Below are 12,465 nucleotides of genomic sequence, written 5' to 3'. Positions count from 1 at the left end.
GCATATCCCGGAGGGAAAGTGCCGCGCGCCAGCGCCCCGTCAGGGTTGGACGGGACGCTCCGGAAGGCCCATCCGCTGCTTTTCGGCCGCCACCATTTCGGCCACCTCGGCCAGCAGCACATGCGCGTCGTAGACGATGCCGTCCTTGATGGTGAAGCGCACGCCGCCGACCCGCTCCTGCTTGTTGGTGGCGGGGTTCAGGCGGAGGTGCCCGGTGCCGTAGAGCGTCTTGAAATTGGCCAGCGGATTTTCCGGCACGATCACGAGGTCGGCGAGCATGCCGGGGCGGACGATGCCGACCGGCGGCGCGACATGCTTCGGCCCCCACAGCGTTTCAGCGCCGTTCTTGGTCGCGGTGCGGATGACCTCCAGCGGCGTGAAGCCCGCCTCGCGGAACAGCTCCAGTTCCTCGATGTAGGCGAAGCCGTAGACTTTCCAGATGAAACCGGAATCGGTGCCGATCGTGACATGGCCGCCCATATTCTTGTAATCGTTGATCAGAGCCATGAAATATTTATAGAAATTCTTCCACTCGATCTCGTTATCGGTCGTCCAGTCGTAGAAATAGGAGCCATGGTTGTCGCGAGTCGACTGGAAGTAGTTCCATAGCTCCGGCGTCGTGTATTTCTCATGCCAGTCCGCGTTCCGCGCGCGCATCAGATCGCGCGAGGCGGCATAGATGTTGAACGTCGGGTCGAAATTGACGTGATGTTCTTTTTGTTCTTCCAGATAGTCCTGCCACGGCTTGGTACCAGGACCATAGGCCTGATACCAAAGCTCGGCGACGCTGCCGAAGCGGTCCTGCTCGTTGTTGTAGTTATAGTCGTTGCGGAATTTCTGGATCGTCGCATCCTTCAGCAGCGATTCGAAATGGCCGTAGAAGTGGGTAACGGTATCCAGCCCCGCTTCGCCGGCCTGGCGCGCGTTGAAATTGGCGACGCCGTTCTGCGACAGATGGGCGACGGTGCCCATGTTGTTCTTGTGCGCCTCGTCGATCGCGGCGGTGATGATCTCCGGTGTCTCGTTTGGCCGGTTGAAGAACTTGATGCCGTCGATATTGTTCTTCGCCGCCCACTGGACCCAGGCGCGCGCCTTGGCGACGGAATCGACGGTGCCGCCGCTCCAGCCCGCTCCCAGCGTCTGGTAGTTGAAGATGCGCGGCGCCGCGATCTCGTTGGCGGCCGAACGGTTCTTCTCGCTCGACGCGACGGCGGGCGAGGCGAGGGGGACGCCGCGCACCGTCGTCACGCCATGGGCCAGCCACAGCTTGTAATTATAGCCCATGTCGGGTGCCTTGTCGGTGCCCGCCGCGTGGGTGTGCGCGTCGACGAAGCCGGGCAGCACGTACATGCCGGTTGCGTCGATCTCATAGTCGGCGTCGTGCGGGGCGCGGTTGGCCTGCATCGGCAGGCCCGGCCAGCCGGCTTGATTCACCGCGGTGATCCGGTTGCCTTCGACGACGATGTCCATCGGCCCCATCGGCGGCCCGCCCGACCCGTCGATCAGCGTCGCCCCGCGAATGACCATCTTGCGGAACGGGCCGACGCTCTCCTTGGAATTGCGCGCCGGCGCCGGCACCCACTGCCCCTTCAGCGGCGTCTTGACCGCATCCTCGTCGGCGGCGGCGGTACGCGGCGTCGGCGCCGCCTGCTGGGCGTGGAGCGCCACGCCGCCAAGCGCCAGCGCGAAGGCCGCGCAGCCCAGTTTCAAACTCTGCGAAATCATTGCCGGATCCTCGAATGCGGGAAGGGGAGAACGCGTTACAAGAATTCTTCAAACCGGGTGCGCGGCGGCCGCCGGGGTCAGTGGGCCGGAGCGCCGAGAATGGTCTTGGTTTCCATGAACTCGGCGAGGCCGAAGCGACCGTTCTCGCGGCCGTTCCCCGAGCGCTTGTAGCCGCCGAATGGGGCGTTGATGTCCGGGCCCCAGCCGTTGATCGTCACCAGCCCGGCGCGCAGGCGCGGAGCGATGGCGGCGGCGCGGTCCGGGTCGCCGGACAGCGTGGCCGACAGGCCGTAGACGGTGGCGTTGGCCAGTTCGATCGCCTCTTCCTCGCTGTCGTAGCTGGTCAGCGTGGCGACGGGGCCGAAAATCTCCTCCTGCGCGATCCGCATGTCCGGGGTGACGCCGGCGAACAGGGTGGGGCGGACGTAATAGCCGCTGGCGATGCCGGCCGGCCGGCCGGGGCCGCCGGTGACCAGAGTCGCGCCCTGTTCCATGGCGCTGGCGATCAACGCCTGAATCTTGTCGTATTGCGCCTTGTTGACCACCGGGCCGATATGCTTGCCCTCGGCCAGCGGATCGCCGACGGCCGTTGCCGCCATCAGCCGGGCGATGACCGTAGCGGCTTCATCCGCCTGCGAGCGGTGGACGAGGATGCGGGTCGGCGCGATGCAGCTCTGCCCGGAATTGGCGAGTACGCCCTGCACGGTCAGCGGCAGCACGGCGGCGAGGTCGGCGCCTTCCAGCACCAGATTGGGCGCCTTGCCGCCCAATTCCTGATGGACGCGCTTGACCGTCGGCGCGGCGGCGGCGGCGACGGCGATGCCGGCGCGGGTCGAGCCGGTGAAGCTGACCATCGCGACATCCGGGTGGGCGGAGAGCGCGGCGCCCGCCGTCGGCCCATCGCCCTGCACCAGGTTGAACACGCCGGCGGGGACCCCGGCCTCGTGCAGGATTTCGGCGAAGATCGCGGCACAGCCGGGTGCCTCCTCCGATGGTTTCAACACCATCGTGTTGCCGGCGGCGAGCGCCGGCGCGACCTTTGCCGCGATCTGGTTCAACGGCCAGTTCCATGGCGTGATCATCGCGACGACGCCGATCGGCTCATGGACGACGCGGGCATTGCCGGCGGTTTCCTCGAACGCGAAATCGGCAAGGGCGCGTCGCGTCGCGCTGAAATGGGCGAGACCGGACGGGGCCTGCGCGGCGGCGGCGAAGCTGAGCGGCGCGCCCATTTCCGTCGCCATCGCCCGCGCCAGATCAGGGATGCGCGCCTTGTAGGCGGCGCCGATCCGTTCGAGCAGCGCCAGCCGGCCGGCGACGCTGGTTCGCGCGAAATCGGGGAAGGCGCGGGCGGCGGCGGCGACGGCCCGGTCGACATCGGCGGCGCTGGCCAGCGTTATTTCGGTGCACGGCGCCTCGGTCGCCGGGTTGATGACCTGATGCGGGGTGCCGCCGACGCTGTCGACCCAGGCGCCGTCGATATAATGCTGCCTGTAGCTGTCCATGCCGCCTCCCGCCAAATCCATCGCGAGCGGCAGACTAGGCGCTGATCCGCCGGAGTGGAAGCGGCGGCGCGGCTCGTGCGGGAAAAAGGAATGGCGGATCAAATTCCTGCGCGCCAGCCTCGCCGATCCGATGTGCCCGACCGGACGCTGTCATCGATCGAAAACAATCCATATCGGTTATAAATAAAAATAAAGAAGGGCCGAAATCGTTCATATTATTAATGTCGCGTTGGCATCGCGACCGCTATGCCCGATCCGGCGAGTGTGTGGAGTAGCGTACGGTGGGGCAGCAATGGTGGCCGGACAAGCGGACGGATCAGCTGCGGCGCGACGGGCCCGACCGCGCCTGGGAACAGGCTCGGCGCCGCCGCGCCCGTGCGCGCCGCCGGGCCGGATTGCGCGATCTGCTGACGATGGCGGCGGCCGGCGTGCTGCTCGGCCTCGGCTATGTCCAGTTCGGCGGGGGCTTTGGTGGGCCGCCGGACGGCGTTGGTGCGGGGGTGGGCACGGCGCCGCTGGCCGGTGGCGCGGATCCCGCTGTCTCTGAGCGCAACGCGGTGAGTGCGGCGGCGCCGGCGCCGACGCGAACACGTGCAGTTCCTGCCGGCGGAGGCGTGCGGCGCTTCACCTTCTGCCATGTCGGCGGCGGAAGAAATTGTGTCGTCGACGGCGATACGTTCTGGATGGATGGCGAGAAGATCCGCGTCGCCGACATCGATGCACCGGAAACCCACCCGAGCCGATGCCCACGCGAGGCGGAGCTTGGCGCGCGGGCGACGCAGCGGCTCCATGCGTTGCTGAACGCCGGACCGATCAGCTTGGGGTCGGCCGACCGCGATACCGACCGCTACGGCCGCAAGCTCCGCATCGTCAGCCGGGACGGGGAGTCGCTGGGCGCGGTGTTGGTCGCCGAAGGGTTGGCGCGGCAGTGGGGAGGGGCGCGGCGGAGCTGGTGCGATTGAACCAGAGCCTGCCGCCCGCTGTTCCCGCATGTGTTCGTGCTTGCTGAAGGCGGGAGGCGGCGGAACGGGCGCGGAGTTGGGCTCCTGCTTTCGCAGGAGCACGCTGACAGGCGGATTGCCGCGCCGTCGCGCGGCTCGCAATGACGGGGGCATAGTGAACGGGGCGTGGGGTGTGGTTTCCACGCTCCGTTCACTATGAGGCGTTACTCCGCCGCGATGCCGGCCTTTGAGAACATGTCCTCCGGCACCGTTTCATCGCTGCCGGCGTCGTTGGCGACGGCGGATTTGCGGCGGTCGAAGCTGTCCCAGACCTCGTTCCAGTTGCCGCGCGTCGCCGCCTTCGAATATTCGGTGGCGCGGGTTTCGAAGAAATTGGCGTGTTCCACCCCGTTGAGCAGCGGGGCCAGCCAGGGCAGCGGGTGATCCTCGACCATGTAGACCGGTTTCAGGCCGAGCTGGCCGAGCCGCCAGTCGGCGATGTAGCGGATATACTTCTTGATCTCCTTGGCGGTCATGCCGGGCACCGGGCCCTGCTCGAACGCCAGGTCGATGAACGCGTCCTCGAGCCGCACCGCCTTCTGGCAGACGTCGAGAATGTCCTCCTTCACCTGCCGGGTGTAGCAGTCGCGCTCCTTCACGAAGGCGTGGAACAGGCGGATGATCCCTTCGCAGTGCAGGCTTTCGTCGCGCACGCTCCACGAGATGATCTGGCCCATGCCCTTCATCTTGTTGAAGCGCGGGAAGTTCATCAGCATCGCGAAGCTGGCGAACAGCTGAAGCCCCTCGGTGAAGCCGCCGAACATCGCCAGGGTACGGGCGATATCCTCGTCGGTGTCGACGCCGAAGGTGGCGAGATAGTCGTGCTTGTCCTTCATCTCCTTGTACTGAAGGAACATGCTGTATTCGCTCTCCGGCATGCCGATCGTGTCGAGCAGGTGGGAGTAGGCGGCGATGTGCACCGTCTCCATGTTGGAGAAGGCGGTCAGCATCATCTTGATCTCGGTCGGCTTGAACACCCGGCCATATTTGTCGTGGTAGCAGTCCTGCACCTCAACGTCGGCCTGGGTGAAGAAGCGGAAAATCTGGGTCAGCAGGTTGCGCTCATGGTCGGTCAGCTTCTGCGCCCAGTCGCGGCAATCCTCGCCCAGCGGCACTTCCTCCACCATCCAGTGGATCTGCTGCTGGCGCTTCCAATAGTCATAGGCCCAGGGATATTCGAACGGCTTGTAGACCTTGCGGGCTTCGAGAAGAGACATCGTGCGACCTTTCAGAAAACAGCAGAATCCGGCGCGTTCGCCGCGCCGCCTCACTCAAGCGTAAGCGACCCTGGGGACACATGCGGCCAACCGGGCCGTCATGCGTTCAACCCCTGCAACACCCCCAACAGGAGACCAGCGATGGCCGATCTTTCCCGCATCAAGGAACACGCCGAAGTCATCGGCGCCGACGGCGTCCACGTCGGCACCGTCGACCATGTCGAGGGCGACCGCATCAAGCTCACCCGCCGGGACAGCGGCGAGGGCAGCCACAAGGGGCATCACCACTATATTTCCGGCGGCCTGGTCGCCGATATCGAGGAGGGCACCGTCCGCCTCTCCGCCAACGCAGCCGTTGCCGTCAGCTTCGAGGAAGAAGGCGACTGAGCGGTCCGGCGCGCCGGCAGGGTGCCGAGTACGGCCAATGATGCTGGTCATTGGCACGCCAAACACTCGTCATAGTCGGTCGACTGTAGCTCGATCTGCTTCAGGTCGGGCGTGTTGTCGGTTTCCACCCCGCCGGCGAAACCGGCGCGCTGCACCGATTTCGAGCGCAGATAATAGAGCGATTTGATGCCCAGTTCCCACGCGCGGTAGTGGAGCATCAGCAGGTCCCACTTCTCGACGTCGGCGGGGATGAACAGGTTCAGCGACGCCGACTGGTCGATATAGGGGGTGCGGTCCGCCGCCAGTTCGAGCAGCCAGCGCTGGTCGATCTCGAAGCTGGTCTTGAACACGTCCTTCTCGTCCTGACTGAGGAAATCGAGGTGCTGGACGGAGCCGCCCTGCTCGAGAATCGAGTTCCACACCGCTTCGCTGTTCTTCGATTTCTCGGTCAGCAGCGCCTCCAGATAGGGATTGCGGATCGAAAAGCTGCCGGACAGCGTCTTGTGGGTGTAGATATTGGCCGGGATCGGCTCGATGCAGGCGCTGGTGCCGCCGCAGATGATCGAGATCGACGCGGTCGGCGCGATCGCCGTCTTGCAGGAGAAACGCTCCATCACCCCGCGGTCGGCCGCGTCCGGGCACGGCCCGCGCTCCACCGCCAGATGCATCGACGCCTCGTTGGCCTGGGCGCTGACATGCTTGAAGATCTTCAGGTTCCAGGACTTGGCCATCGCCCCTTCGAACGGCAGGCCGCGCGCCTGCAGGAAGCTGTGGAAGCCCATGATGCCGAGGCCGACCGAACGCTCGCGCATCGCCGAATAGGCGGCGCGTTCCATCCCCGGCTCAGCGCGGTCGATATAGTCCTGGAGGACATTGTCGAGGAAGCGCATCACATCCTCGATGAAGCGCTTGTCGGCGCTCCATTCGTCCCACGTCTCCAGGTTCAGCGACGACAGGCAGCAGACGGCGGTGCGGTCCTTGCCGAGGTGGTCGGTGCCGGTCGGCAGGGTGATTTCCGAGCACAGGTTGGACGTCGACACCTTCAGCCCCAGCTCGCGATGGTGCTTCGGCATCGCCGCGTTCACCTTGTCGATGAACACGATATAGGGCTCGCCGGTGGCCAGCCGGGTCTCGACCAGCTTCTGGAACAGCGAGCGCGCGTCGACGCGGGCGCGCTCAGACCCGTCCTTGGGGCTGGTCAGCACCCATTCGGCGCCGTCGCGCACCGCCTGCATGAACGCGTCGGTGATCAGCACGCCGTGGTGCAGGTTCAGCGCCTTGCGGTTGAAATCGCCGCTCGCCTTGCGGATTTCCAGGAACTCCTCGATCTCCGGGTGGGAAATGTCGAGGTAGCAGGCGGCCGAGCCGCGGCGCAGCGACCCCTGCGAGATCGCCAGCGTCAGCGAATCCATGACCCGGACGAACGGGATGATGCCGCTGGTTTTGCCGTTCAGGCCGACCGGTTCGCCGATGCCGCGGACATTGCCCCAATAGGTGCCGATGCCGCCGCCGCGCGACGCCAGCCAGACATTCTCGTTCCAGGTGGCGACGATGCCGTCCAGGCTGTCCGGCACCGAATTCAGGTAGCAGGAAATCGGCAGGCCGCGTCCGGTGCCGCCGTTGGACAGGACCGGCGTCGCCGGCATGAACCACAGCTTTGAGATATAGTCGTAGAGCCGCTGGGCGTGGTCGGCATCGTCGGCGTAGGCCGAGGCGACGCGCGCGAACAGGTCCTGATAGCTCTCGCCCGGCAGCAGGTAGCGGTCCTTAAGCGTTTCCTTGCCGAAATCGGTCAGCAGCGCGTCGCGGCCCGGGTCGACTGTAATCGGGAAGGCGCGCGGCAGGACCTTCGCCGAACCGCTGCCGGTGTCCCCGGATTGCTGGGTTTCGATCGCAATTGCCTCCACGTCGTGCGCGCTTTCCCGAGTATCCCTGAAATCCACGTTCGACCCCCGCTATCGTTCCCGTTACGTTCGACTCGGGGGCAGGCCCCCACTGTACCACCAACCCGCGCGGAAAACCCTGCGAACGGGTCGTGTGCGCGCTGTCGAGGGGCGTTTGGCGGCCCTGCATGCAATATGGGGTTGCACGGCAGAAACCACTAGACCTTGGGTTGCCCCCGCGATCGACGCACCAGTGATAGTGTCCATAAGCCGACCGCTGTGCAAGACGGTTAAGAGTTAAATCGGACGAAAATGATCTTCAATGGTAACCATGAGTCAATGTTGCGACGCAGCGACGCGCGGCTTTCCAACGGGTACGGCAAACGCAAGGGGGCAAAGCGAGAACAAAAAATATTTCGTTGGTGAACGTGGCGCTAACGGATGGGTTGTCGCGCGCGCCGGAGCGGTTAAGGCTGGGGCGCGGCGGAAACGAGGTGGCGAGTGGCGGCAACGCGGGCGATCGGACGACTGGCGCGGTGGGCGGGCGCCGCCCTGCTGTTTCTGGTCGTTGCGCTGTGCCTGCTGCTGACGCTGGTGCCGCCTTTCCTGGATTTCCGCTATTACGCCGGGCCGGCGAGCGACCATTACGACGGCGAGCGCTTCTTCAACCCCGACGGCAACGACACGTTCCGGCCGCCCGGCGGGCAGAGCCGGTTCATGCTGCGTTACCTGCTGAGGCGGGACGAGCGGCCGCCCTGGCCGGCCCATGTCGCGGTCAGCCCGACGCGGCCGCCGGCGCGTGTCGCCGGGGAGCGGATGGTCGTCACCTGGGTCGGCCACGCGACGATGCTGGTCCAGACCCAGGGGCTGAACATCCTGACCGATCCGATCTGGTCCGACACCGCCGGGCCGTTCGGCATCGGGCCGCGCCGTGTCACCGCACCGGGCGTGCGCTTTGCAGATCTGCCGAAGATCGACGTCGTACTGATCTCCCACAACCATTACGACCATATGGACCTGGCGACGCTGAAGCGGCTGCAGGCGCGCGACCGGCCGCTGGTCGTCACCAGCCTGGGCAACGACACGGTGATGAAGCCAGCCGGTGTCCGCGTCGCCGCGCTCGATTGGGGCCAGCGGGTGACGATCCGGTCGGGGGTGGAGGTGGTGGTGACCCGCAACCACCACTGGGATTCGCGCTGGATGGCCGATCGCAATCGCGCGCTCTGGTCCAGCTTCGTCGTCCGCTTGCCCGGCGGCAATATCTTCTTTGCCGGCGATACCGGGCCGGGTGATATGCGCTGGCCGGCGGAAGCGGCGACGCTCGGCCCGGTGCGGCTGGCGCTGATCCCGATCGGCGCGTTCCGCTTTGCCCCCGGCGAGATGCGCGCCGGCAGCCATATCGGCCCGGTCGACGCGGTGAAAGTGTTCGAAGGGCTGGGCGCCGCCCATGCCGTGGCGATCCACTGGGGCACGTTCCGCCTGTCCTACGAGGCGTATGACACGCCGCCGAAGCTGCTGGCGCTGGAAATGCGTTGCGCCGGGCTGGACCCGGCGGCGTTCCGCCCCTTCCGTATCGGTGAGGCGGCGGAAGTGCCGGCCTATGCGCCGCCGCGCCGCGTCCCGCCGCGCTGCCCGACCCCGGCGGCGATCGCCGCCCTGCGCTGAAGCCGACCGGCATGGCTGCCAGCAAGGGATCGCCTGGCGCGGGCGGCGAAACCTGGCCGTGTCGTGCACGCAACAATAAATAATTAAATAAATAGCTTTTAAAAATTGCTTCGTTATCTATGCATATTGTACGGGATATGGCATATCTCGCATGATTCCGGCGTATTCTCTGGGCGTTGGACGACGGGGGTCTGCTTGAAATATGCGTACTGTCTGGATAATAATCGTAGATAGTATACATTAAATAGTGAAAGTCGGGGCCGTGGCAACGCAAGGTGCAGCGTGCCCCGCATGTCAGGGAGATAGGGGAAATGAGAAATATATCGACAAAGACGGTGCTTTTGGCAGCGGCGGCGCCGCTTGCCCTGCTGCTGCCTGCGCAAGCGCCGGCGCAGGACGGACCGGCCGAGGAGGTGATCATCGTCACCGGTTCGCGCCTGCCGAGCACGGACCTGACCGGTGCCGCACCGCTGACCGTGCTCGATCGCGGCGAGATCGAGGCGACGGGGGCGCAGAGCGTCGGCGAACTGCTGCGCGAACTGCCGGTCGCATCGGCGTCGGCGAGCGATTCTGCCGGTCGCGGCAACAACGGCTCGGCCAATATCGCGCTGCGTGGCCTGAGCGCCGTTAACACGCTGGTTCTGGTCAACGGCCGTCGCGTGCTGTCGAACTCCGACGGTGGTACGGTCGACCTGAACAGCATCCCGTTCGAGGCGATCGACCGGATGGAGGTGCTCCAGGACGGCGCATCCGCCGTTTACGGATCCGATGCGATCGCCGGTGTCGTCAACATCATCATGCGGCGCAGCTACGACGGTTTGCAGCTGAAGGCCGGCTATGGCGTCAGCAGCCGCGGCGACCTGCCCAATTACGAGGCGAGCGGCACCTACGGTAAGGAATATGACGGCGGCGGCTTCGTCTTCAACGTCAGCTACCGCAAGTCGGGCGGCAACGTTATCGCCGACCGCCCGGTCAGCCGCGACCCCGACTGGCGGGCGCTCGGCGGCCGCAACTTCCGCGACGAGGCGCCGCTGGTCGGCGCGTTCAAGGCGGTCGACCCGGCCAATGCGTTCGGCGCGGGCAACCCATACTACATCCTGCGCGATGGTGTCGCGCAGGCGACATCGGCGGCCGACCTGCGGCCGATGGTCTATCCGGGCACCAATACGCCGATCACCTCGGGCAACGACGGCATCAACTATTGGGAATATGAGAGCAGCGCCTCGAAGATTTCCCAGGTCAACCTGTGGTTTTCCGGCCATCAGGAAATCGGCAACGACATCACCGCCTTCGTCGAGACATCCTACAACAGCCGCAACTCGCTGGGCTTCCTCGCGCCGGACTATTTCGATCCGTCGAGCGGCACCAACCCAGGCCTCGGCAACGGCGTGATCGTCAGCGCCGCCAACCAGTTCAACCCGTTCGGCTTCGATGTCTTCGCCATCCGCACCCTGCAGGAGCTGGGCAAGGGCCGGACCCGGATGAACGACGTGAACAGCAAGGTCTATCGCATCGTCGCCGGCCTGGAAGGCAAGTTCACCGATGCTTGGAAGTGGGACGTCTCGGCTAATTTCCAGAAGCTGGACATGTTCCGCAACGGCGGCCGCTCGCTCGACATCGTCCGCCTGCAGCGGGCGGTCGGCGATCCGGCGCTCTGCGCCGCCACCGCCGGCTGCATTCCGGTCAACGTGTTCGGCGGACCGGGCAGCGTTACCGAAGCGATGCTGAACTCGCTCACCTCGCCGCGCTGGACGAATACCCAGGCCGACCTGAAGTCGGTCATCGGCAACGTCACCGGCAAGCTGTTCGAGCTGCCAGCGGGTGACGTCAGCGTCGCGCTCGGCGCCGAATACCGCACCGAAAGCTTCTCGCAGATCCAGGACAACGCGCCGGAGAAGACGACGCCGACGCCGCCGTTCCTGCCGCCGACCCGCAAGATCTACGAATTCTACGCGGAAACGGCGGTGCCGCTGCTGAGAGATATTCCGGGCATCTACAGCCTCGATATCGAAGGCGCGGTCCGTTACTCGCACTACAACGCGTTCGGTTCGACGACCAATCCCAAGGCAGGCGTGAAATGGCGGCCCTATTCCGACCTGCTGGTGCGTGGGTCGTGGGGCACCGGCTTCCGCGCGCCGACCTTTGCGGAAGCGAACAGCACGCAGAGCCGCGGCTATCGCCCACTGACCGACCCGTGCCAGGGCGCGGAATACGCCTCTTACCCGGTCTGCGGCGGCCGGCGCGCGCCCGTGCTGACCGGTGCGTGGGTCGTCACCGGCGGCAATCCCAACCTGCGGCCGGAAACCGCCAAGACGCTGACCATCGGCGCGGTGTGGACGCCGAAGTTCATCCCGCGCTTCTCCGCCACTGTCGACTTCTTCCGGATCACGAAGTCGAACATCATCGGTGTCGCCGACCCCGACTACATCATCCAACAGAACGCGCTCAACGCCGGCTTCGCCGGGCAGGTGGTCCGCGATCCCAACAACTCGATCTACGAGGTGTACGCGGTTCGCGACAACCTGCTCGACCAGTCGATCAAGGGCCTGGACTTCGGTGTCGAATACAACACCGGCGAGATGTCGTGGGGCAGCATCAACCTGCGCGCGGACGCGACCTATACCGACAGCTACAAGCTGTCGCCGGCGCCCGCCACGCCGGCAGTCGAGCGGGTCGGCACCTACACGACGGCGCTCGGCACGATCGCCAAGTGGAAGGCGACGGGCCGCGTGACGTGGGCGCTGGACGACCTGCAGGTCACGTACGGCACCCGTTATGTCGGCCCGGTGCGCAACGATGCGTCGCTGCTGGTGAACGGGGCGCGGCTGCGCGCCAAGTCGTACATGCAGCACGACATCGCAGTCAGCTACTTCGTCGAGCCGATGCAGGTGAAGCTGACGGCGGCGGTCGACAATTTCACCGACCGGATGCCGCCGTGGCTTGAAGGCAACTACTTCAACGGCTTCGACGAAAAGACGTTCAATTCGCGCGGGCGGTTCTTCTCGTTCCGCATCGCGAAGGACTTCTGATCGCGAAGCAGCGGGGTATCATGGCATCACCAGCGCCACCACGGCGCCGGCGA

8 protein-coding genes are annotated in these 12,465 nt (G+C 65.6%); 4 read left to right on the top strand and 4 right to left on the bottom strand.

What is annotated here, in order from left to right; genetic code table 11:
- Window positions 1-39: 39 nt before the first annotated feature.
- Window positions 40-1,725 (bottom strand): amidohydrolase family protein, encoded by a 1,686-nt coding sequence (locus E4A53_RS07890; RefSeq protein ID WP_136162546.1) that lies wholly within the window; start codon window positions 1,723-1,725, stop codon window positions 40-42.
- Window positions 1,726-1,802: 77 nt separating this feature from the next.
- Window positions 1,803-3,230: an aldehyde dehydrogenase family protein gene (locus E4A53_RS07885; protein WP_136162545.1), complete on the bottom strand. Its 1,428-nt coding sequence runs from the start codon at window positions 3,228-3,230 to the stop codon at window positions 1,803-1,805.
- 395 nt (window positions 3,231-3,625) lie between these two features.
- Between E4A53_RS07885 and E4A53_RS07880 the strand changes: the two genes are divergently transcribed.
- Window positions 3,626-4,192, top strand: coding sequence for a thermonuclease family protein (locus tag E4A53_RS07880; RefSeq protein ID WP_239018192.1), 567 nt, complete (start codon window positions 3,626-3,628; stop codon window positions 4,190-4,192).
- 203 nt (window positions 4,193-4,395) lie between these two features.
- Here E4A53_RS07880 and E4A53_RS07875 read toward each other — a convergent pair whose 3' ends face one another.
- Complete coding sequence (locus tag E4A53_RS07875; RefSeq protein WP_136162544.1) at window positions 4,396-5,448, bottom strand: ribonucleotide-diphosphate reductase subunit beta; 1,053 nt, start codon at window positions 5,446-5,448, stop codon at window positions 4,396-4,398.
- Window positions 5,449-5,589: 141 nt separating this feature from the next.
- On the opposite strand from E4A53_RS07875, the gene E4A53_RS07870 reads away from it, so the two are divergent.
- Window positions 5,590-5,835, top strand: coding sequence for a DUF2171 domain-containing protein (locus tag E4A53_RS07870; protein WP_136162543.1), 246 nt, complete (start codon window positions 5,590-5,592; stop codon window positions 5,833-5,835).
- Window positions 5,836-5,882: 47 nt separating this feature from the next.
- Here E4A53_RS07870 and E4A53_RS07865 read toward each other — a convergent pair whose 3' ends face one another.
- Window positions 5,883-7,778, bottom strand: coding sequence for a ribonucleoside-diphosphate reductase subunit alpha (locus E4A53_RS07865; RefSeq protein ID WP_136162542.1), 1,896 nt, complete (start codon window positions 7,776-7,778; stop codon window positions 5,883-5,885).
- 441 nt (window positions 7,779-8,219) lie between these two features.
- Between E4A53_RS07865 and E4A53_RS07860 the strand changes: the two genes are divergently transcribed.
- Both E4A53_RS07860 and E4A53_RS07855 read left to right on the top strand, forming a co-directional pair.
- A complete protein-coding gene (locus tag E4A53_RS07860; protein ID WP_239018191.1) occupies window positions 8,220-9,383 on the top strand; it encodes an MBL fold metallo-hydrolase in 1,164 nt (387 codons plus the stop codon).
- 311 nt (window positions 9,384-9,694) lie between these two features.
- Complete coding sequence (locus tag E4A53_RS07855) at window positions 9,695-12,412, top strand: TonB-dependent receptor (RefSeq protein ID WP_136162541.1); 2,718 nt, start codon at window positions 9,695-9,697, stop codon at window positions 12,410-12,412.
- The last annotated feature ends 53 nt before the right edge of the window (window positions 12,413-12,465 follow it).

Origin of the sequence: Sphingomonas flavalba (assembly GCF_004796535.1) — a bacterium.
Taxonomy (GTDB): Bacteria; Pseudomonadota; Alphaproteobacteria; order Sphingomonadales; family Sphingomonadaceae; genus Sphingomonas_L; species Sphingomonas_L flavalba.
The sequence above is the reverse complement of the archived record's forward strand: the minus strand, read 5'-3'. Positions and strand labels throughout refer to the sequence as shown.